This is a genomic window from Sphingomonas sp. MA1305, assembly GCF_016107325.1.
Lineage (GTDB): Bacteria > Pseudomonadota > Alphaproteobacteria > Sphingomonadales > Sphingomonadaceae > Sphingomonas.
In genome coordinates, this window is the sequence record NZ_RCVT01000001.1 from 1,483,678 (window position 1) to 1,504,041 (window position 20,364).

The following is a 20,364-nucleotide window of genomic DNA, read 5'->3' on the forward strand; positions in this document are numbered from 1 at the left end:
GCAGGTTCGAAGGTCAGAACAGCCCGCCGCCGCCACCACCGGCGTTCAACCGCGCCAGCGCCGCTTTGTAAGATGCCAGCTGCGCCTGCTGCCGCGCCGTACCGGGACCGATCGTGCCGTTGACGCGCGATGCCTTGCCGCTGTCCCAATAGAGCGAGCGATAGGCGCTCTGCGTCATCGAAATCGCGTCGTCGACCGCGCTTCCCGCCGCCTTTGCGGCGTCGATGGTGGCGATGCTGAGCGTATCGGTGAGCGACAGGCCAAAGCTGCCACCTGGCGTGACCTTCGGATCGCTCGCCTTGCGCGGCGAGTCGGCGTGGATGCGGGTCGGTGCGAGGCCGAGCTTGGCGAGAGCATCGCGATCCTGGGGGCCGGCCGTGAGGCTGAGCGTATGGCCGGGACGCACGGACAGGCTGAGCTGGACATTGCCGTCGTCGTTCCGCGGCGTCATGACCGTGACTGCATCGCTGCCCAGCAGCTGCTGCAGCTTCAGCCGCAGGCTCGTCATCGTTTCCCCCGCATCGATCGTGACGCGATGCGCGACCTGCGTGTCGAGCTGGACGGTGAAGCTGTCGCCGGCGACCAGCCCGAATTGGGCGGCGAGCGAGGTGGCGACGTCGTCGTTGAGCGACCCGCGATGCAGACCGAGCGCTCCCAGCACGCTGTTGCCGCCTTTGGCGGTCGCGACGAGTACCGGGTCGCTGACGCCTTCCGTGACGCCGAACTGCGACACCGCCCCGACAGCGCCGGTCGAGGGATCGATCCGCGCCACGAAACCGTCCACCGTTCCCTGGCGTTGGCCGCTCAGGCTGCCCGTGGTGCGGCCGCCGACGTAGATCGTCCCGTTGACGAAGGCGACGCTGTCCGCCTGATCCTCCCCGGCCGTGCCGATATATGTGGTGCTCGCGCCGCTGAAATCGGCGTTCAGCCGCGTCACGAAGGCGTCGGTGCCGTGATCGGGGGCGAGGCCGCTGCTACCCGGTACGGCCTGAGTCGTCGCGCCGACGACCGCGATATGACCGTCCACGGCGACCGCGAGCGCGCGGGCATTCGCGCTGCCGAAGTCGACGCTGCCCAGGTCGGTGCCGAGGGCGTCTGCGTCCACCTTGCGCAGCTGGGCGGTCCCGTTTTCGCGGGTCAGGGCCAGCAGCCGGCCGTCACCGTCGATGGCGAGCGCATTGACGCGTCCGGACCCGCTGCCGGCGATCGCCCGTTGTTCGATTAGATGACCCTGCGCATCCAGATGGGCGAGATAGGCGGCGCCGCCATTGGCATTGTCCGAGCGGCCGCCGACATAGATGCTGCCGTCCGCCGCGGCGACGACGGCCGTCGCCTCGTCGTTCCCGGCGCTTGGCAGGGCGGTGGCGAACTTGCGCTCGCCGGTCGCATCGTAGCGGGCGAGCATCATCGCACTGCCGCTGATCGCGGTGCCGTCGAACTGGCCGGTGACCGTGCCGACGACGACCACGTCGCCCTGCGGGGTCAGGCTGATCGCGGCGCCTTCGGAGGTGCCCGTCGGACCCAGCGCATGCTGCCAGACGACCTTGCCCTCGCTGTCGAGCTTGCTGAGGAACAGGTCGTCGTGGCCATTGACCCGTGAGGTGCCGATGTCGCCCTGCGTCGTGCCGACGACATAGGTGAAGCCGTCCGCTGCGGTGACGGTGGCGCGCGCCTGCAGCTTGGCGTTGACGGTGACCGGTGCCGCCGCGGCGGCCGGATCGGCCGTCGGATCGTAGGTCTCCGCGTTACGGGCGTCGGCGGCCTTGGCATCGGCCTTGGCCTGCGCCGCCGCGGTCCCGGCGCGATCCGTGGCGACGATCGTTCCCAGCATTTGTCGGTCGAGCGAGGCCGAGGGGTCCGCCACCCGCGACAGGCTGGCCCCCGCGGGCGCGCCGAATTGCGTGCCGCTGCCGACCACGGTCAGCGCATCGCCCGCGCCCGCCTGCTGCAGCGACACCGTCGTCGCCGCCGTCGTGGTCATGGTCAGCCCGTATTTGTCGCCGATCATCGCGGGCGCAAACTTGACCTCATAGTTGAAGCCACTGGACGACGCGGCGATGGCGTCGTTGAACGCCTGGGCCACTTGCTTGAGCGTCGGCGGCTGCTGCGGCAGCGAGGACAGATCGACCGTCACGCTGTCGTGATGCGTGCCGTTGTCCAGCTGCACGGTGAATCGCTCCTGCCCGGTGATGCCGGGCAGGCCGGCATCGAGATCGGCGACGACGCCGGTGCCGGTGAAGCTGCCGATATCCTTGGTCGCGAGGCCGGGCGCGCTCTTCACATTGGTCGTCGGCGGGCCGAAGGCGAGCGCAACCTTCCCTCCCGGCGCATTGGCCAGGAAGGTGCGCAGATCGGCCAGCCCCTTGGCGAAGGCGCGCTGCAGCCCCTGCCGCTCGACGTCGCCCAGCCCCGCCTGCTGCCCGGCGCGGGCCAGCGCCTTCAGCCGGTCGAGCGCGCGATAGGTGACGAAGGTCGTCTCGACGTCGTCCGACCCCGCCGCCTCGGACGGGCGCGGCGCGTCGACGATCGTATGCATCCCGCGGACGCTCGCCGCCTGACCCTCGATCGCATCGAGCGAAGTCGGGTCCTTGGCTGCAGTGCGCCACGGCGCCTGGGTCGCGGGGGTGGTGAACAGCTTGCGCGCGGCACGGGCCGCGGCGGTTTCGACCGGGACGTTCGCGGTGCCGAATCCGAAGGCGTTGCCGCCACCGCCCAGCAAACTCAGTCCGATGATCCCGCCGTAAATGTCGACCATAGCCGCCTCCCTGCTCCAGACCGGCGCATTCCTCCTATAAGATAGACGAAACGCGGCCGGTTCGGTCGCGCACCGTCGACTTTCGGGGGATTGCATGAGCATGACGGCGCCGGTCATCGAACCGGCCGACCTGAAGAAATATTCGGGTCTGCAACGGGCCGGCGCGCTGATGCTGGCGCTCGGCGAAACCCACGGCGCGCCGATCTGGGAGCAATTGTCGATCGACGAGGTGACCGAACTGTCGGGCTGCATCGCCCAGCTCGGCCGCGTGCCGTCTTCGGTGGTCGAGCATCTGCTGGTGCAGTTTTCCAGCGAGGTCGCCGGCATGGCGAACCTCCACGGCTCGTTCGATTCGACCGAGCGGCTGCTGCGCGCGGTGATGCCGGAGGATCGTGTCCGCGAGATCATGGACAATATCCGCGGCCCCTCCGGCCGGACGATGTGGGACAAATTGTCCAACGTCAGCGAGAGCCTGCTCGCCAATTACCTGAAGAACGAATATCCGCAGACCATCGCCGTGATCCTGCAGAAGCTCCGCCCCGATCACGCGGCGCGCGTGCTGGCCGAATTGCCGCAGGAGCTGTTCGCGGAGGTGGTGCTGCGCATGCTGCGCATCAAGCCATCACGCAATGGCACGCCGAACACCGGTACCAATCGCACGACGACGCTGTCGGCGGCATGGATCGCCGCGAGGACGGTACTGTCGGTGCCATGATCGCCCTGACGCGGCGGCGGTGCCGAACGCGCAACGGTTTCAGCGCCAACGGCACCCTCTTCGGTCTGAGGCGGGTTCGCCGCCAGTTCGTCCCGCAGCGATGCGATCCGCGCCCGCGTCTTGTCGCGGCGTACATCGACGCCGGCAATCAGCGGGATATGGCGGTCGTATTCACCGGCGTCAGCTGCCCGCAGCACCTGTTCCCGCAATGCGGCGACGCTGTCCGCACCCAGCATCTTGCAGACGGCGCGAACGGCTTGCGCATTCCACCGGCCGATCGGCTTGAAGGCATTTTCGAGCCGCGACAGAATGACCGGAGCGATGCCGTACAGGCGTTCGACCTGCGGGATCGACAGGCTGCGGTCCGCCTCGCGCCGGGCGCGGATCGCAGCGGCCAACAGCACGGCGAAGCGATCCTCCTCGATGTCCTCCTCGGTCCAGTCCTGCAGATCGACCGCCCAGTCGGCGATGTCGAAATCGGGCGCGTCGATGTCGAGCAACAGCGCCTCGGGCGCGACGTCGAGCGCCGATGCGATGCGGCGCAGCTCGGCGGCCTTGGCGACGACCTCGCCCCGTTCGATCTTCGACAGTCGGACATAGGGGATGTCGGGCAATCGCGCCGCCAGGCCGAGCAAGGTCGGGATGCCGCACTGCCGCCGGACATCGCGGACCCGATTGGGAAAGACGATCGATCGATAACGGTCGATCTCTCCCGTTGCGGCCGCCTCCTCCGTCGCTGCGGACCTGTTCGTCTGTGGCATCGCCGTGGCCAACCCCCCTCGTCACGCGCCCGTCCCGTCGCACGCGCCATCCTTGCAACCCAAGCATGGCATCGCGACGCGATACACGACCGCTCTGGCAGTTTCCCGCAAGACAAACAATTCAGAAGCGACAAGCACCTAGGGCTTAGGCTGGCGCCACCTTCGCGGCGGCCGTTCGTTATGGCGCGATGACCGACACGATCGCGGACCTGCAGATGCGTATGGAGGCCGCCGCGGCGGCGCTCGACTTCGAGGAGGCTCGCCGATTGCGCGACCGGATCGCTCTGATCCGCGGCGGTGCTTCCGAGAGCGAGGCGGCGGCCGTCGACGCGGTCGCGCTGACCCGTCAGCGGCCGGGCTCCATGGGTCTCGGCACCAGTCAGCAGCGCGTCGAGCCACGCGCCGGCTGGCGCCCCCCGCCCAAGCCCGATCCGATGACGCAGGGCCACCGCCGGCGGCGCTAGAGACCGGGCTGGCGCGAACCCGACAAGCGGAGCTTACCGCCGACGAAGACGAACTTGCGCCGATCGCCGGCAGTCTTCGGCTAGCTGCGGCGGCGGTACCGCACCGCCATGAACCTGTCCCCCGATCCGATCATCCTGCTCGACCGCGTGTCGAAGCGCTTTCCCGACGGCACCGCTGCCTTGGCGGACGTGTCGCTGGCCGTGCCGCGCGGCGCGATGTTCGGCATCATCGGGCGTTCTGGAGCAGGCAAGTCGACCCTGCTCCGCCTGATCAACGGCCTCGAGCAGCCGAGCGCCGGCACGGTGACGGTCGATGGCCTGTCCCTCGCCGGGGCGGATGCGGAGACGGTGCGAACGGTACGCCGCCGTGCCGCGATGATCTTCCAGTCCTTCGGCCTGCTCGCCAATCGCACGGTCGCCGCCAATGTCGCCTTGCCGCTCGAACTCGCCCGCATCCCCCACGCCGAGCGGCACGAACGGACCGCCGCGCTGCTGGCCCGCGTCGGTCTCGCCGACAAGGCCAACGTCCATCCCGCACGGCTGTCGGGTGGCCAACGCCAGCGGGTCGGCATCGCCCGCGCCCTCGCCACCCGGCCTGATATCCTTTTGTGCGACGAGGCAACCAGCGCGCTCGATCCGGAGACGACCCGTTCGGTGCTGGGTCTGCTGCGCGAGCTAAACCAGGAATTGGGACTGACTGTCGTGCTGATCACCCATGAAATGGCGGTGATCCGCGCCGTCTGCGATCGTGTCGCGGTGCTCGATGCCGGTCGTCTGGTCGAAAGCGGCACCACCGACGCCATGCTTGCCGATCCGGCCCACGGAACGACGCTCGCCTTGCTTGGAGACGCGGCATGAGCGGCTGGCTCGGCAACATCGTCTGGGGCGACATGCTGACCGCGAGCCGGGACACGCTGGTGATGCTGGGCGTGTCGCTGATCCTCACCATCCTCGTCGGCGTGCCGCTCGGTGTGCTGCTGTTCCTGACCGACCGCGGCCAGCTGGCGGAGCGCCGCTGGCTCAACCAAACGGCCGGAATCCTCGTCAATGTGCTGCGCTCGGTCCCCTTCGTCATCTTGCTGATCGTCATGATCCCGCTGACGTTGCGGCTGGTCGGCACGTCTCTGGGAGTGGCGGGGGCAATCCCGCCGCTCGTCGTCGGTGCTGCTCCCTTCTACGCCCGGTTGGTCGAACAGGCACTGCGCGAGGTGCCGCGCGGCACGATCGAGGCGGTACAGGCGATGGGCGCCACGAAGTGGCAGGTCGTCACCAAGGCGTTGTTGCCGGAAGCGCTGCCCGGCCTCGTCGCGGGCGTGACCGTCACCGCCGTTGCGCTCGTCTCCTTCACCGCAATGGCCGGCGTGGTCGGGGCCGGCGGCCTCGGCGACCTTGCCATCCGCTATGGCTATCAGCGATTCCAGACGGACGTGATGCTCGTCACCGTCGCGCTGATGGTCGCCCTTGTCCAACTGCTCCAATATGGCGGCGACTGGCTCGCCCGCCGGCTGGACCATCGCTGAGGTTGCCCATGTTCCCCCGCCGGCTGCTGCTCACCGCCCTCCCCGCCCTGCTGCTCGCCGCCTGCGGTCACAAGGACAGCGACCCGCACCATCTCACCGTCGCCGCCACCGCTGTGCCGCATGCGGAAATCCTCGAGCAGGTCAAGCCGGTGCTCGCCAAGCAGGGCCTGACCTTGGAGGTCCGGGTGTTCAACGACTATGTCCAGCCCAATTTGCAGGTCGATCAGGGCCAGATTGACGTCAATTACTTTCAGACCAAGCCCTATCTGGACGAATTCAACGCCTCGCGCGGCACCAAGCTGGTGCCGATCGCCGGCATCCATGTCGAACCGCTCGGTGCCTATTCGCGCCGCTGGCGGTCGATCGCGGCGCTGCCGCAGCATGCGACGGTGGCGATCCCCAACGAGCCGAGCAATGGCGGCCGTGCGTTGCTGCTGCTCCAGCAGGCTGGGCTGATCCGCCTCAGAAACCCAACCGACCCGCTGGCGACCGTGCGCGACATCGCCGCCAATCCGCGCCAACTGCAGTTCCGCGAACTGGAGGCGGCGACGCTGCCGCGGGTATTGGACCAGATCGATCTGGCGCTGATCAACACCAATTACGCGCTCGATGCCAAGCTTAATCCCGTGCGTGACGCGCTGGCGATCGAGAACAAGGATTCGCCCTACGTCAACTTCGTCGTCGGCCGGCCCGGCGCCGGTGACGATCCCCGCGTCCGCGCGCTCGTTGCCGCGCTGCGCAGCCCGGCGACCAAGGCCTTCATCGTCCGCCGCTATCAAGGCGCGGTGCTGCCCGCCTTCTGATCGGCCGGCGCGGCGCGCCCTTGCCGATCGCCGACCGGAGCATCATCTGCCGGCCTCACCGCATCGGCAGGAGCGTGGATATGGACGTCGCCTTTATCGGATTGGGTCAGATGGGCCACGGCATGGCCGGGCGGCTGATCGACGCCGGCCACCGCGTCACCGTCTGGAACCGCGACACCGGCAAGGCCGAACCGTTCGCGGCGCGTGGCGCGACCGTCGCCGCCAATCCTGCCGACGCGGCGCGCAGCGGCGTCGCGGTCACGATGCTCGCCAATGACGCGGCGCTGGAGGCGGTCTGCTTCGGGCACGACGGGCTGCTGTCCGCCGGTCCGGGGCTGCTCCACATCGCGTGCAGCACTGTCAGCGTCGCGCTGACCGACCGGCTCGCTGCGGCGCATCGCGAGGCCGGCCAGCGCTTCGTCTCGGCCCAGGTGCTCGGCCGACCCGACGTCGCGGCGGCGGGCAAGCTGGCGGTGATCGCGGCCGGCGCGGCCGACGATCTCGACGCTGCGGCGCCGGTGTTCGCGGCGATCGGCGCCAAGACGATCGTTATGGGCGATCGGCCCGCGATGGCCGCCGCCGCCAAGGCCGCCGCCAATTTCGGTATCGCCGCGGTGATCGAGACGATCAGCGAACAGATGCGCATCGCCGGGGCACAAGGCATCGCCGCCGACCGCATGGCGGCGCTGCTGGTCGAAAGCGACTTCGGCAGCCGCATCTTCGGCAGCTATGCGCCGATGATCGCCGCGCAGCGGTTCGAGCCGGCCGGTTTTCCGCTGACGCTCGGCCGCAAGGACGTCGGCCTGGCGATCAGCGCCGCCGACGGTGCGCCCTTGCCGCTCGCCAGCCTGCTCGCCGAGCGCATGGATGCGATCATCGCCGCGGGCGGTGGCGATCGCGACTGGTCGTGGCTCGGCCAGGCATGATCGCGACTTCCACCGCGACGCGGAGCCGATGATCGCTTCGCGCCGTTCAGCACGCGGTTATCTGTCCCGCGCTATGAAGTAACAGTGGGGCGGGTCGGCATCATTCTGGCGGCGTTGGCGGCGACGTTCGGTGCGAGCGTCGCGCAGGCGCAAGCTGGCGACCTAAACCCGCAATCGATCGACGCGGCCTTTGCACAGGACGGGGCGGCGATCGCCGAACGGCTCGGCGTTACCGCCGACGCGGCGGCCCACCAGCTCCGGTTGCAGGCGGACAGCGTCGCCGCGACCGATGCCCTCGCCGACCGCTACGCCGAGCGGCTCGCCGGCATTGCCGTGCTTCATCAGCCCGACTTCGCGATCCGCATCCTGCTGACCGGCAATGAGCCGATTGCCGACACGACGCTCGTCGTCGATGGGGAGGCGGTGCCGGTCCGCTTCGCCACCGGTGCCGCTGCCACACGTCTGGCGCTGGTCCAGGCGATCAGCGCGCATCAGGCGGAAATCCGCGCCAGTCTGCTGACGCCGCCGGGCCTGGGCGTCGATCCCCGCACCGGCGAACTGGTCGCGGTAGTCGCCCGCCGCGATGTCGAGCGCGAAGGCGCCACGGCCCTGCGCGACCGCCTCGCAACTCTGGCCGGCGTGCCGGTGCGGCTGCGCGTCATCGACCAGCCCGAACTCGACATGAGCGGCATTGCCGGCGGCACCCGCGTCACCGGCAGCGTGCCGGGTGATCCGCACCGCTATCTGTGCACCGCCGGCTTTGTCGTCACCGACGGCCAGCGCACGGCCTTGTCGACCGCGGCCCATTGCCCCGACACGCTGTCGACGCGCGATGCCGACGGGCAGGAAACCGTGCTGCCGTTCGTCGGCCAATGGGGTTGGGGCAATCAGGACGTACAGGTCAACGCCAGCCCGCTGCCCCTGCCGCCGACCTTCTATACCGACGCGGCGCGAACGATCAGCCGGCCGGTCACCGCCGCGCGCGCCCGGGCGGGGATGCGCGCGGGCGACGTCGTCTGCCACCGCGGCGAGCGCACCGGCTACAGCTGTTCGGAGGTCGAGTTGACCGATTTCGCGCCGGCCGGCGACCTGTGCGGCGGCGCCTGCCTGCCGACCTGGACCACGGTCGCCGGCCCGATCTGCAAATCGGGCGACAGCGGCAGCCCGGTGTTCCTCGGCACCGTCGCCTATGGCATCCTCAAGGGCGGCAGCTATCGCGCCGACGGCAGCTGTGCCTTCTGGTTCTATATGTCGACGGACTATCTGCCGACCGGCTGGCAGCTCCTGACCGCACCGGTTCAGCCGGTGGTCCCCGTAGTCGCCGCTGAACACATCTCCGACTTGGCCGTCAACTCCCCGTGACGTAGCGAGCGGGACCGCCAAGCCGGGCACCCCATAGACGATACGGATTGACGTTAATACTTCAGGCGATCCGGCTCCCTAATTCTCTGGCCGCGGTGTGGACGACTAGGACCGGTCGCCATTCAGCATCACAGGCTTTAGAAACGCCCTGCCGTCATTCCCGCGAAGGTGGGAATCCAGACGCGCGGGGGCTGCTTGGAGAGCCGTGACGTCAGGGGTTCTGGATCCCCGCCTCCGCGGGGATGACGAACCATGGCCTGCCATACCCGAATGCCCATCGGCTCTAGAGGTCGTAGTACGGGGCATCGTCATCGTCGGGTGGGCCTGGCGGATAGACGATTGGCTTATCCCCGAAATACCGCCTGACAATCCGGTCGCGACGCTCGAACGTGTCCTCGTCTGGATCGATTTCGTCGGCGTAGGTGTAAGCCACTTCGAACGTGTCGCCGGTGATGAGATATTCGATTTCCGCCCAGCGGTGTTCCGGCTTCTCGGCCTCCCAGAGGTCAAGAAGCAGCTGGAACCATCGACTTAAGTCGGGGTCGCGGTATACAATGCTGTTCGCGCGGTTTTTGAAGATTGAGGGGGCGACCAACGACGATCTCACGCGCGCATAGAGCAACGTGCCGTCAAGCGGATACGCCGTGTCCTCGGCTAGAAGCTGGCCGATTTCCCCGAGCAGGCGGTCCGTCTCGTCATTTGCCACCACGCTTCTCCTTTGGCTCGTTCGGAATTGCCAGACTTTGTCGATGGCCGTTTATGTTGAACCAAATGTTGATCTCGGAAGGGCGCTTCGACGCGCCGTCATAGCTCGGCAGGATTCTGACGGTGACGTTCCGTCCCGCCCGCTTCGCGCTCGCCCATTGATCTTCAAGGCGGCGATATTCGCCGCGATTAAAATTCGCATCCTGCGCGAAATGGTTGAACGCGTCGGTCGGTCCATCAAAACGTGCCGCGATATAGTGACCGCCGTCGTCAGTCGGCCGGCGATCGGCCCCACCGGCCTGGGCCTGCGCTGATTTCGATCGCACCGCTTATCGACGATTTTCAGGGTGCCCGAAACTCTGCGGGTGCGTCCCGTTCCGTCGATCTGGTATTCGTAGCCGTTGCGCACTTCGCGACGAAGCGGTGTCGATGTTGCGGAATGGGGGGACGGCCTTATTGTCCGGGATGGTAATTGCCGGCTTGTGACGACAGTGGTGGAAGCTTTTGGCACCGTCCTTTGTGCCGGCCCATCATTACCCCAATATCCTGATGCCCCCGCACCGCCGCCGCGCCCGCCCCCACCACCCGTGAAGCCACCGCCGCCCCAGCCATTCTGCGAGATCGGCCGTGCCGCGTCTGGCTTCGGCAACGAAGAGCGAGAGGTCGAACCTGATATCTGTGCCCTGGGGGTGGGCGTCATGCGGGGCCGCTGACGATTGGCGTCCGATCGAGCATCGCGTGGCCACGCCTCGTGTGACGAGGCACCCCCGCCGCCAAACGAGCCTCCTCCCCCACCTCGAAACTGGCCTCTGCCATCTTGGCCGGAAGCGCGTCCCGACCCGGCGAACGTGAAACGCCCGTCCGCCGGATCATGCCAAGGATTGAACTTGAGCTCGACGCCATCCGCCGCGGCTATGCTCGGCAATCTGCCGGTTCGAAGCCAGATCGAGAAAGCCCGTCGCCGCTCGCTGTCAGATACGAGAATCATGCCACCCCCGTCGCTTCAGACGGTAGGAACATTTGAGGAACAAAATCCAACAAGTCAATCGGAATCTTAGCCGGGAAGCGACGGGATCAGGCTCGACGCCCAGCCTCGTTCAATAGCCGGTTCGATGTGACTGGAATGGTGCCCCCGAGAGGACTCGAACCTCCGACCTGCGGTTTAGGAAACCGTCGCTCTATCCGGCTGAGCTACGGGGGCAGCGCCAGCGTTCCTAGTTTTTCGCGCTGGACCGGTCAATCAATTCGCCGCCTCCGGCGGGATCACCGGAAAGGGCAGCGGCGCGACCGGCACGCCGTCGTCGACCAGCGCCTTGGCCTCGGCCAGCGTCGCCTGGCCGTGGATCGCCGCATGCCGTTCCTCGCCGTCATGCATCGCCCGGGCGCGGGTGGCGAAATCGCTGCCGACCCATTGCGAGTCCGCCAGTGCACGCTTCTGCACCGCCGCCAGCTCCTGCAGCGCCGCCTTGATCGACGCGGGCGGCGTGTCGGCGCGCTGGTTGCCCTTCGCCGGCAGATGCGGCGTCATCAATGCCTTGTCGATCCGCGTGTCCGCGCAGAGCGGACAGGCGATCTGGCCGGCGTCGCGCTGCGTGGCATAGGCCTCACTCGATCCGAACCACGCTTCGAAGACGTGGCCGCCGCTGCAGCGCAGGTCGAAGACGATCATGCCACGACCGGGGTCGGGATCGACCGGCGATGTGCCAGCACCGGGATACGCGATCGCACCGCCGTCACCAGCTCTGGGTCGATGGTGGCAAAGCCGACCCCCGCCGTTTCGCCCATGTCGAGCAGCACCTCGCCCCAGGGATCGACGACCAGACTGTGGCCATAGGTGGCGCGGCCATCGTCATGCTGGCCGGTCTGCGCCGCCGCCACCACGAAACAGCCATTCTCGATCGCGCGGGCGCGCAGCAACGTATGCCAATGCGCCGCCCCGGTCGGCCGCGTGAACGCCGCCGGCACGGCCAGTACTGTGGCGCCACTTTCCGCCAGCGTCGCATAGAGGGCGGGGAACCGCAGGTCGTAGCAGACCGTCGGGCCGAGCGGGCCGAGCGGCGTGTCGACCACCACCGCACCTTCGCCGGCGGCATAAGCCGCCGATTCCCGCCACGATTCCCCGGTCGGCAGGTCGACGTCGAACAGATGCAATTTGTCGTAGCGCGCGCGGATCGCGCCCGCGGGGTCGATGACGAAGCCGCGATTGGCCAGCCGTCCGTCCGGCCGCCGGATCGCCAGCGAGCCGAGATGCACCCATAGGCCGTGATCCTTTGCCGCTGTGCAGACCGCGGCAAGTACCCGATCCTCCGCCTCGACCCGGATCGACGCCGCCGCGCGCTGCCGATCGCGATCGATCAGCCCCGACATCTCTGGCGTGAACAGCATCGCCGCACCGTCCGCCGCCGCCTCGCGCACCGCATTGACCAGGGTCGCGGCATTGACGGCGGGATCGATCCCGCTCGTCATCTGCAGCACCGCCGCCTTCATGCGGCGAGCAGTGGGTCGAGCCCTCCGCATGCGTTCAGCGCCGCCAGATCGTCGGAACCGCCGATATGACGGCCATCGATGAACACCTGCGGCACGGTCGTGCGGCCATCCGAGCGCTCGATCATCTCGCCGCGCTTCGGACCACCCAAGGTGATGTCATATTCGACCGGCTCCACGCCCTTCGACGCGAGCAGTCGCATCGCCCGGCTGCAATAGGGGCAGAATGCCTTGGTGTAGATTTCAACCTTTGCCATAGGCAGGAGGTGTGGACTGGCACGCGGCTTGTCAATCGTCGCCGTCGCCCAGCACCCGCGCCCAGCAGAGGATGGTCACCGATGCCGCGCCGGCGCGTAGCAGCGTCGCCGTGCAGGCGTCGGTCGTCGCGCCGCTGGTATAGACATCGTCGACCAGCCCAATCGTCCGTCCCGCGACCCGCTGCCGATCCGGAACGGCGAAAGCGCCGGCTACCGTCCGAGCCCGTTCGCGCGCGCCTAGGCCGCGCAGCGCCGGCGTCGCACGCCGTCGAACGAGCGCCAGCGGATCGTGGGCGATGCCCGTCCGACGGGCCAGTGCGGCGGCGATCAGCGCAGCCTGGTTGTAGCCGCGCCTCCACAGCCGCCACCGATGCAGCGGCACGGGGATCAGCAGCTCGGTTCCGGCGGGCACGATCGCGCGCATCCGCTCCGCCATCGTCGCCGCGATGCCGATATGGCCGCCGTATTTCAGTTTCAGCGCCAGCGATCGCGCGATCGCGCCATAAGCAACGGCGGCGCGCACCCCGGCATGACGCGGCGGCTCCGCAAGGCAGCGCGCGCAGCATATACCCTCACCGCGGTCAAAGGCGAAGGGCCGGTTGCAGGCGGCGCACCACGGCGGCGCGATCAGCCGCAAGTCGTTCCAGCACGATGCACAAAAGTGATGGTCGTCCGCCACCGGCACCCCACAGCCGGGACAGCGCGGCGGCAGCACCAGCGCTACCGCCCCCCTGCCCAAGCCTGCCGCCATCGACCCGAAGCCCATGATCGATGCTTGTCGCCCGCGTCGGGAAACGGCACAAGCCGCCGCGTGATTGCCACGGAAATCTTCGATCGCACGGCGCGCCGGCTACGCCGCGACCGTGCTGCGGCGGGCGATCCTGCCGCCCACGCCTTTCTCCGCGACGTCATGGTCGAGGGGCTGCTGGAGCGGCTCGCGGCGGTGAAGCGGCCGTTCGGCGAGGCGCTGGATATCGGCGCTAGCGACCAGAGCCTGGCGGTCCCCGGGGCACGCATGGCGCGGATCGATGCCGGCGCCCGGTTTGCCCGCGTGACAGGCGGCATCCAGGGCGACGAGGACCGCCTTCCCTTCGCAAGCGCCAGCTTCGACTGCGTGGTCAGCGCCGGCGTGCTCGACCAGGTCAACGATCTTCCCGGCGCGCTAACGCTGATCCGACGGGCTCTGCGGCCGGATGGCCTGTTCCTCGGTGCGTTTCTGGGGGCGGGCAGCCTGCCGGCCTTGCGCGCCGCACTGCGCGCGGCCGAGGGCGAACGGCCGGCGGCGCGGCTGCATCCGCAGATCGACGTCCGGTCGGCGGGCGATCTGCTCGTCCGCGCCGGCTTCACCCTGCCTGTCGCCGACGTCGAGACGCTGGATGTGCGTTACGCCAGTCTCGGGCGATTGCTCGACGATCTGCGCGGCATGGCGGCATCCAACCTGCTCGCCAGCCGTACGGCGCTGTCGCGCGAGACGTTGGCGCGTACCGCCGCTGCCTTCGCCGACGCTGCTGGCCCGGACGGCCGCACCACTGAACGGTTCTCGATCATCTTCCTGACCGGTTGGGCGCCGGACGCCTCGCAGCCCCAACCCGCCCGTCGTGGCAGCGGCACCGCCTCGCTGGCGGCCGCTCTCGCGCCCAAACCGGATTCGGCCTAACGGCAGGTTGCCGACCGCGATACGATCTTCAGCGGATCACGCCATCGGCGTCGCGGGCAAGGATCCGGCCCATCGCCTCGAACAGCGCGTCCATCGCCACTGGCTTGAACAGCACCTCATCCGCCCCCGCTTCCAGGCAGCGCTCGCGTAAATCGAGCGCGGTATCGGCAGTGATCACGATGATCGGCACGGACGCCTTTGCATCGTCGCGCCCCCGAATATGGCGGATCGCGGTCAGCCCATCCATCCCCGGCATGCGCAGGTCGATCAGCAGCATGTCGTAGGTGGCGGCGTCAATCTTGCCGAGCCCCTGCTCCGCATTTTCCGCCTCGTCCATCGCCGCCCCAGCCACGTCGAGCATGTCGCGCACGACGCGGCGGTTCATCCGGTCGTCCTCGATAAACAGAATGTTCATGGCCGTCGGGAAATCCCGAAGTGAAAGTCTGCACGGGGCATGGACGCGCCTCTACGCTTCATGCCGCCCGGGACACAAGCGGCTGATCGCCGATACCGTACAAAGCGGCGATTAAATCGGTGCCGGACACTGGTTTAGCGATGGCAAGCGCTCCCTCTGGCGCTGCCTGACCGGCGGGCAACAGCACCGCAATGCGCCGGTCTCCCGCAGCAGCGCTGAGCGCCGCGAATGCCGCGACATCGTTCCCGATCGCCGAGGCATCGACGACGATCCGCCCCACCGCCTCTGCGGCACAGCAAGCGACCGCCTCCGCGAGGCTGGCGACCGCCCGAACCTCCTCGACCAGCGGTGACAGAACCGCCTTCAACATGTTGCGCGTGATCGGATTGCGGTCGACGATCAGCAAGGCTGCGCCGCCCCCTGCCGGCTCCCGCTCCTCGATATCTTCGGCCCGTGCCAGCGGCAGATCGACGGTGAACCGCGACCCGCGGCCCAGCTCGCTTTCGACCCGCACATCCCCGCCCATGGCGCGCGCCAGATTGCGTGAGATCGACAGGCCGAGCCCCGTACCCCCGAACTGGCGGGTCGTGCTGGCGTCGGCCTGGCGGAAGGACTCGAAAATTTCCTCCATCTTGTCCGCCGCGATCCCCACGCCGGTATCTGCTACGGCGATATGCAGCCGTTCACCGACCGCAGCGACGTGCAGCGTCACCTGACCGATGGCGGTGAATTTGAGCGCATTGGCTGTCAGGTTGAACACGATCTGCCGCAGTCGTGTCACGTCCCCGATGATCCGCTTTGGACTGTCGTGCAGGTCGCGAACGAAGGCAATGCCTTTGGCCCTGGCCTGCTCCTCCCACATCCGGCTCGCCTCGAGTAGCATCGCGCACAAGTCGAACGGTGCCGCCTCGATTGTAAGGTTGCCGGTTTCCATCTTCGCAACGTCCAGGATGTCATCGACCAGCGCGCGCATCGTCGTACCGGCACTGTGGACGATACCGATGCGTTCGCGGATCGGGTCGCCCAAGGTAGGATCGGCCAGCATCACCTGCGTCATGCCGAGGATGCCGTTCAGCGGCGTCCGGATTTCGTGGCTGGTGGTGGCGAGGAATTCGGTCTTCGCCGCCAGCGCCTTACCCAAAGCCGTGTTGGTGACGGCGAGATCGTCGTTGGCGGCCCGCACCTGATTGCGGCTGCGGCGGATAGTGAACAGGCCGATGCCGAGCAATGCGATGACGATCGCGGTCGCGCCCGCCGCGACGAAGAAGATCGTCCGCTGCGTCTTGGCCCGCGCCTGTTCGAAGGCGACGCTGCGCCGCGCCTCGTCGCGCTGCAGATTGGCGATGCGCAGTTCCTGATTGGCGAAATCGAACCGCGCCGCCATCAGCGCCGCATTGGTCGACCGCGCCAGGTTGGTCGCCTCGTCGTCCAGCCGCTTCCACGCAGCCAGGTGTGCCAGTGCCAGATCGTCGCGCCCGACGGCACGGTAGATGTCATAGGCGGTCTTAAGCGCGGGGCGGTCCACCACCGTGGCTTGCGCCGGATCCTGCCCCGCGAAGCGCTGACCGATCAGACGTTGCGCAGCGGTCAGGTCACCGCTCTGGAACGCCGACTGCGCTGCGAGCGCCTGCAGCGTTTCGCGCAGCGCCTTGAAGCCAGCGGCTTCGGGCCGGCCCGCGAGCCGCAGCCCCTCGTCGATGTTGCGCTGAGCGCCGGCGACATTGCCGGCGGCAAGCTGCGTTTCCGCGATGTTGCCGAGCACCATCGCCCGCAGCAGCGGGCTCTGCATGCTCGTCGCTAGAGCCAAGGCTTCCCGAAACTGCTTTTCCGCATCGCGATAGCGATGCAGCTCGCGCAATGTGTTGCCGCGATTGTTATAGATCGAGAGCAGCAGATTGGGGTCGGCATTGTAGGCAGCAATCGCCTGATCGTAATATTTCAGCGCCGCAGCAAAATCCCGACCACTGCTGTAAAGCGAGCCAATTGACTGCAGCGCCTTCGCCTGACTTCGCACCTCGCCTAGTGTGACAAACAGTGCATGCGCGCGCTGATAGTCGACCAGCGCCTTTGCGACGTTCGCCTCAACCGTATTGATCCAGCCGTCGGACAGCAGCAGGTCCGCCTGCAGCTTGGACCCAGGGGCGAGCCGCGATGCGGTTGCCAGCGCCCGCGTCACCAGTAGTTTTCCCGCGGCAACATTGTTGATCCGCAACAGCGCCTCGCCTTGCAGCCATTGCGCCGTGGCACGCATGATCTCGCGGTCGGTCGACGGCGGCCGGCTTCCTGCCCATCGTTCGGCGTCCTGCGCCTTGACGATCGCGACATTCGGGTCCGCGAGCATCGCGCCCTTGGCATCAGCGATCAGCCGGTCGAACTGTTCCGGGGTTGCGGCAGGCGCAGGTTGCGTCGCCACGAGGAAGAACGACAGCAGCCCGACGATAGCGATGGGACAGCGCACTCTAGGCTTCCCGGCGAACCGAGGTCAGCCCTCCGAACAAGGTCAACGGGTCGGGTCCCGGGCGCCGATGGGATCCATCATCGAGATAGGTGATCAGCGCATCGAGAGCCACCGGGCGGCTGATCAGATAGCCCTGCACCATGTCGCAGCCCATCACCGTCAGCAACGCCAGGGCGGCGTGGGTCTCAACCCCCTCTGCCACGACCTCCATCTCCAAGGCATGGGCGAGATCGATCGTCGAACGCACGATCAGCGGATCGCGGTTCGAACTGGTCAGCTGGGTGACGAACAGCTTGTCGATCTTCAGTTCGCGCGCGGGCAGCTGTTTGAGATAGGCGAGCGACGACAGGCCGGCACCGTAATCGTCGATGGCGATGGTGATGCCGTAATCGGCGAACCGTTGGAGGTTGGCGATCGCGCTGGCCGGGTCGCGGATCACCGAGGTCTCGGTAATCTCGAATCCCAAGTTCGCGTCGCTGCTGCCGACCAGGCGGCACGCCTCTTCGACAAAGGCCGCGTCCGCGAGCAACTGGCCGGAAATGTTGATGAACAATCGCAGATGGTGACCCCGCCTGGCCAGCTCCTGCTGGTCGGCGATGGCGCGCCGGATGGTCCACAGCGTCATCCGGTCGATCAGCTGGCATTGCTCGGCGATCGGAATGAAATCGTTGGGCATCACCATGCCGCGTTCGGGATGGCGCCAGCGGACGAGGGCCTCGGCGCTCGTGATCTCCTGACGGCGGACATGGACCTTGGGCTGGTAGGCGAGGACCAGTTCGTCTTTGTCGATTGCCCTGTCGAGCTCCCGCGCCATCCGGACGACGTCACGCTGAGGACGCGGCGCAACCTGGTGGCGTATGGCGCGATAGGCGGTCCGAGCTTCGGCCAGCGCGAGTTCGGCCTGTTCGACCAGCGCGACTTCGTCCACGCCGATCTCGGCTGCCGCCGCGCCGAAGGTCAGCTCGATGCGAATCGACGCCTCATCGATCTCGAACGGACGGGCGAACGAGGCCTCGATCGCGGCGATGCGTCGATCGATCTCATCCGCCGCCTGGCCGCGGAAGCGGCAGGTGACGAGCGTGCGGCCGACGCTTGCGATGCTCGCCGTCGGCAGAATGCGGCCAAGCCGTTCAGACGCCAGGCCGGCGAGAAGATCGGCACGGACACAGCCGAGCCGACGTCGCAACGCTACGAAATTGGCCAGTTCGACGAGCAGCAGGCAATCGATCGCATCCGTTTCGGATACGCCAATCGGCTCGAACGCGGCGTTCTGCTGCACCATCGACTCCGGACGATCGCCTGAAAACATCAGCTAAGCGGATACCGCCCAAGGATTAAAAATAGCGTTAATCATTGGATTCTGGAGATTGAATTTTGGTAAACATCAGGTTAACCTAAATGCGTGCGCGGCGTTTCGGCGTTCGCGCACCACTAAGGGAGAAAGCAAATGCTGGCGCTCATCATCAAGATGGTTATCGGGCTCGACATCAAGCCTTGGTAAACGGTTTCGTCGGCCCGGACGCTTGCGTCCGGGCCGATATTCTCTGCCGAGTTGGGTTTATTTTACAGTGAGTTCACGCCTTACCTCGCCGGCGTGACGTCCTCCCAACCGCCGCCAAGAGCCTTGGCCAGTGCGATCGTCTGCTGACGCAGCTGCGCCTCGCTCATCGCCACCTGCTCCCGCGCCGAGAGCGACTGTGCCTCGGTGTTGAGCACCGCGTCCTGTGCGACGAAACCTGTGCGATATTGCGCGGTCGTCGCCCGAACGCTCGCATCCGCGTCGGCCACGGCGCGCATCAGCACCACGTGCCGCTGTCGTTCCGCATCCAGCTGGACCAACGCATCCTCGACGTCGCGCAGGGCCTGTAGCACGGTCTGGCGATATTCCAGATAGGCCTCGTCTCGCGCCGCCTCACGCGCCTTCACCGTCGCACGACGGCGACCGAAATCGATCAGCGGGAATTGCGCCGCGCCGGTTCCGGTCAACTGCAGGCTGTCGCCGCTGAACAGATTGCCCAAGGCCGTCGAAATCAGCTGCGCCATGCCGGTCAGGCTGAAGCGCGGATAGAGGTCTGCAACTGCGACGCCGATGTCGGCGGTAGCGGCGGCGAGATTGCGCTCCGCCGCCCGCACGTCGGGGCGACGGCGAAGGAGGTCCGACGGCAGCCCGGCGGGGATCACCGGCAGGGCCGCGATCGGGGCTGCGGCAGGTGCGGCCAATTCCGCGTCCAGCGCCGCCGGCTCGAGCCCGAGCAGGATGGCGAGCGCGTGCCGGCGCACCGCCATGTCCGCCGCGATCGGCAGCAGCCTCGCCTCGGTACTGGTGATCGAGCCGCGCTGGCGGGTGACGTCGATCGGCGGCACCAGCCCGACCTTGGCGACATTGCCGGCGATGCGGAGCGCGCCGCGCTGGCGCTGCAATTCGGACTGGATGATCGCCGTTTGCTGCTGGTCGAAGCGCATCGCGAAATAGGCCTGGGCGACCTCGGCGGCGATCATCGTGGCCGCGTCGCGCCGATTCCATTCCGCCGCCTCGGTCCGGGCGACCGCGCCCTGCACCTGCCGCCGGACGCCGCCGAACAGATCCAATTCCCAGCTGGCGTCGAACCCGACCGCATAAGTGGTGATGCCGCTGCCGGGCAATGCGATGCCGCTGCTCGATCCGGACCCGCCCGACGACCCGCCGCCGCTGCTCCCGCCGAACAGGCGGGCGAGCGACGAGAAGCCGGCGTTCTTGCTGAACTCGACGCGCGTCGCATTGGCACTCGCATTGACCTGCGGCAGGCCCTGCGCGCGCGCCGCGATCTCCTGCGTCCGCGCCTGCCGGACCCGCGCTGCCGCGATGGCGATATCGGGCGAATCCTTCAGCGCACGCTCCACCAGCCGGTCGAGCTGCGGATCGGCGAAGGCGCGCCACCAATGCGTGACGTCCGCCTGCCCCGCTGCCTGCACGCCGGCCTGCGGCCCGACGAAGGCCGGCGGCACCGCCGCGGCCGGCGGCGTGTAATTGGGGCCGACGGTACAGCCCGCCAGCGCCACCGCGCCCAGCATTGCCCCATTCAGAGCCGCGAACCGCCGCATC

The 20,364-nt window shown here is 67.7% G+C and carries 19 protein-coding genes, 1 tRNA gene and 1 pseudogene; 8 read left to right on the forward strand and 13 right to left on the reverse strand.

The features are described from left to right. Positions 1-13: 13 nt before the first annotated feature. Positions 14-2,755, reverse strand: a complete 2,742-nt coding sequence (locus D9601_RS07415) for a hypothetical protein (RefSeq protein ID WP_198353184.1) — start codon at positions 2,753-2,755, stop codon at positions 14-16. 94 nt (positions 2,756-2,849) lie between these two features. Between D9601_RS07415 and D9601_RS07420 the strand changes: the two are divergent. Continuing rightward, positions 2,850-3,371, forward strand: a pseudogene (locus D9601_RS07420) (flagellar motor switch protein FliG); the annotation flags it as partial. Here D9601_RS07420 and D9601_RS19770 read toward each other — a convergent pair. After that, positions 3,299-4,231, reverse strand: coding sequence for a helix-turn-helix domain-containing protein (locus D9601_RS19770; RefSeq protein WP_232473858.1), 933 nt, complete (start codon positions 4,229-4,231; stop codon positions 3,299-3,301). The pseudogene D9601_RS07420 and the gene D9601_RS19770 overlap by 73 nt on opposite strands. A 188-nt stretch (positions 4,232-4,419) precedes the next feature. Between D9601_RS19770 and D9601_RS07425 the strand changes: the two genes are divergently transcribed. The 6 genes from D9601_RS07425 (at position 4,420) to D9601_RS07450 (ending at position 9,306) form a co-directional block, all read left to right on the forward strand. Then, positions 4,420-4,695: a UvrB/UvrC motif-containing protein gene (locus D9601_RS07425; RefSeq protein WP_198353186.1), complete on the forward strand. Its 276-nt coding sequence runs from the start codon at positions 4,420-4,422 to the stop codon at positions 4,693-4,695. Positions 4,696-4,803: 108 nt separating this feature from the next. Beyond that, positions 4,804-5,553, forward strand: a complete 750-nt coding sequence (locus D9601_RS07430) for a methionine ABC transporter ATP-binding protein (RefSeq protein ID WP_232473859.1) — start codon at positions 4,804-4,806, stop codon at positions 5,551-5,553. Continuing rightward, positions 5,550-6,215 carry a methionine ABC transporter permease gene (locus D9601_RS07435; protein WP_198353187.1) on the forward strand — a complete coding sequence of 222 codons (666 nt, stop codon included), beginning with the start codon at positions 5,550-5,552 and terminating at the stop codon, positions 6,213-6,215. The genes D9601_RS07430 and D9601_RS07435 overlap by 4 nt, the downstream gene beginning before the upstream one ends. Before the next feature lie 8 nt (positions 6,216-6,223). Next, positions 6,224-7,018, forward strand: coding sequence for a MetQ/NlpA family ABC transporter substrate-binding protein (locus tag D9601_RS07440; protein ID WP_198353188.1), 795 nt, complete (start codon positions 6,224-6,226; stop codon positions 7,016-7,018). Positions 7,019-7,098: 80 nt separating this feature from the next. After that, a complete protein-coding gene (locus D9601_RS07445) occupies positions 7,099-7,944 on the forward strand; it encodes an NAD(P)-dependent oxidoreductase (protein ID WP_198353189.1) in 846 nt (281 codons plus the stop codon). Positions 7,945-8,028: 84 nt separating this feature from the next. Further along, positions 8,029-9,306, forward strand: coding sequence for a hypothetical protein (locus tag D9601_RS07450; protein WP_198353190.1), 1,278 nt, complete (start codon positions 8,029-8,031; stop codon positions 9,304-9,306). 283 nt (positions 9,307-9,589) lie between these two features. Here the strand turns inward: D9601_RS07450 and D9601_RS07455 are convergent, their stop codons facing one another. The 7 genes from D9601_RS07455 to D9601_RS07485 form a co-directional block, all read right to left on the reverse strand. Beyond that, positions 9,590-10,012 carry a hypothetical protein gene (locus D9601_RS07455; protein ID WP_332837933.1) on the reverse strand — a complete coding sequence of 141 codons (423 nt, stop codon included), beginning with the start codon at positions 10,010-10,012 and terminating at the stop codon, positions 9,590-9,592. Continuing rightward, on the reverse strand, positions 10,002-10,337 hold the full coding sequence (locus tag D9601_RS07460) for a DNA/RNA non-specific endonuclease (RefSeq protein ID WP_198353192.1): 336 nt from the start codon (positions 10,335-10,337) through the stop codon (positions 10,002-10,004). Before D9601_RS07460 ends, D9601_RS07455 begins: the two co-directional genes overlap by 11 nt. Positions 10,338-11,135: 798 nt before the next feature. After that, a tRNA-Arg gene (locus D9601_RS07465) sits at positions 11,136-11,212 on the reverse strand. 39 nt (positions 11,213-11,251) lie between these two features. After that, positions 11,252-11,680 carry a DUF1178 family protein gene (locus tag D9601_RS07470; protein WP_198353193.1) on the reverse strand — a complete coding sequence of 143 codons (429 nt, stop codon included), beginning with the start codon at positions 11,678-11,680 and terminating at the stop codon, positions 11,252-11,254. Continuing rightward, positions 11,677-12,498, reverse strand: coding sequence for a carbon-nitrogen hydrolase family protein (locus tag D9601_RS07475; RefSeq protein WP_198353194.1), 822 nt, complete (start codon positions 12,496-12,498; stop codon positions 11,677-11,679). Before D9601_RS07475 ends, D9601_RS07470 begins: the two co-directional genes overlap by 4 nt. Beyond that, entirely contained in the window at positions 12,495-12,752 is a 258-nt protein-coding gene (gene grxC, locus D9601_RS07480) for a glutaredoxin 3 (RefSeq protein WP_198353195.1), read from the reverse strand. Before grxC ends, D9601_RS07475 begins: the two co-directional genes overlap by 4 nt. Positions 12,753-12,783: 31 nt before the next feature. Continuing rightward, positions 12,784-13,518: a ComF family protein gene (locus tag D9601_RS07485; protein WP_232473860.1), complete on the reverse strand. Its 735-nt coding sequence runs from the start codon at positions 13,516-13,518 to the stop codon at positions 12,784-12,786. Positions 13,519-13,563: 45 nt separating this feature from the next. Here D9601_RS07485 and D9601_RS07490 point away from each other — a divergent pair, with 45 nt between their 5' ends. Next, positions 13,564-14,409, forward strand: a complete 846-nt coding sequence (locus D9601_RS07490; protein ID WP_198353196.1) for a class I SAM-dependent methyltransferase — start codon at positions 13,564-13,566, stop codon at positions 14,407-14,409. A gap of 28 nt (positions 14,410-14,437) precedes the next feature. On the opposite strand, the gene D9601_RS07495 is transcribed toward D9601_RS07490, so the two are convergent. From D9601_RS07495 to D9601_RS07510, 4 genes are all read right to left on the reverse strand, one after another. Next, positions 14,438-14,824, reverse strand: coding sequence for a response regulator (locus D9601_RS07495; RefSeq protein WP_198353197.1), 387 nt, complete (start codon positions 14,822-14,824; stop codon positions 14,438-14,440). Between the two features lie 58 nt (positions 14,825-14,882). Next, positions 14,883-17,282 (reverse strand): ATP-binding protein, encoded by a 2,400-nt coding sequence (locus D9601_RS07500; protein WP_332837934.1) that lies wholly within the window; start codon positions 17,280-17,282, stop codon positions 14,883-14,885. Position 17,283: 1 nt separating this feature from the next. After that, positions 17,284-18,564, reverse strand: coding sequence for an EAL domain-containing protein (locus D9601_RS07505; RefSeq protein WP_198353198.1), 1,281 nt, complete (start codon positions 18,562-18,564; stop codon positions 17,284-17,286). Between the two features lie 299 nt (positions 18,565-18,863). Then, a complete protein-coding gene (locus D9601_RS07510; protein WP_198353199.1) occupies positions 18,864-20,363 on the reverse strand; it encodes an efflux transporter outer membrane subunit in 1,500 nt (499 codons plus the stop codon). Position 20,364: the final 1 nt, after the last annotated feature.

Excerpts from the sequence above, each read along its gene's own strand:
- D9601_RS07415 (WP_198353184.1), bottom strand. The coding sequence starts at position 2,755 with ATGGTCGACATTTACGGCGGGATCATCGGACTGAGTTTGCTGGGCGGT.
- D9601_RS19770 (WP_232473858.1), bottom strand. The coding sequence starts at position 4,231 with ATGCCACAGACGAACAGGTCCGCAGCGACGGAGGAGGCGGCCGCAACG.
- D9601_RS07425 (WP_198353186.1), top strand. The coding sequence starts at position 4,420 with ATGACCGACACGATCGCGGACCTGCAGATGCGTATGGAGGCCGCCGCG.
- D9601_RS07430 (WP_232473859.1), top strand. The coding sequence starts at position 4,804 with ATGAACCTGTCCCCCGATCCGATCATCCTGCTCGACCGCGTGTCGAAG.
- D9601_RS07435 (WP_198353187.1), top strand. The coding sequence starts at position 5,550 with ATGAGCGGCTGGCTCGGCAACATCGTCTGGGGCGACATGCTGACCGCG.
- D9601_RS07440 (WP_198353188.1), top strand. The coding sequence starts at position 6,224 with ATGTTCCCCCGCCGGCTGCTGCTCACCGCCCTCCCCGCCCTGCTGCTC.
- D9601_RS07445 (WP_198353189.1), top strand. The coding sequence starts at position 7,099 with ATGGACGTCGCCTTTATCGGATTGGGTCAGATGGGCCACGGCATGGCC.
- D9601_RS07470 (WP_198353193.1), bottom strand. The coding sequence starts at position 11,680 with ATGATCGTCTTCGACCTGCGCTGCAGCGGCGGCCACGTCTTCGAAGCG.
- D9601_RS07475 (WP_198353194.1), bottom strand. The coding sequence starts at position 12,498 with ATGAAGGCGGCGGTGCTGCAGATGACGAGCGGGATCGATCCCGCCGTC.
- grxC (WP_198353195.1), bottom strand. The coding sequence starts at position 12,752 with ATGGCAAAGGTTGAAATCTACACCAAGGCATTCTGCCCCTATTGCAGC.
- D9601_RS07485 (WP_232473860.1), bottom strand. The coding sequence starts at position 13,518 with ATGGGCTTCGGGTCGATGGCGGCAGGCTTGGGCAGGGGGGCGGTAGCG.
- D9601_RS07495 (WP_198353197.1), bottom strand. The coding sequence starts at position 14,824 with ATGAACATTCTGTTTATCGAGGACGACCGGATGAACCGCCGCGTCGTG.
- D9601_RS07505 (WP_198353198.1), bottom strand. The coding sequence starts at position 18,564 with ATGGTGCAGCAGAACGCCGCGTTCGAGCCGATTGGCGTATCCGAAACG.
- D9601_RS07510 (WP_198353199.1), bottom strand. The coding sequence starts at position 20,363 with ATGCGGCGGTTCGCGGCTCTGAATGGGGCAATGCTGGGCGCGGTGGCG.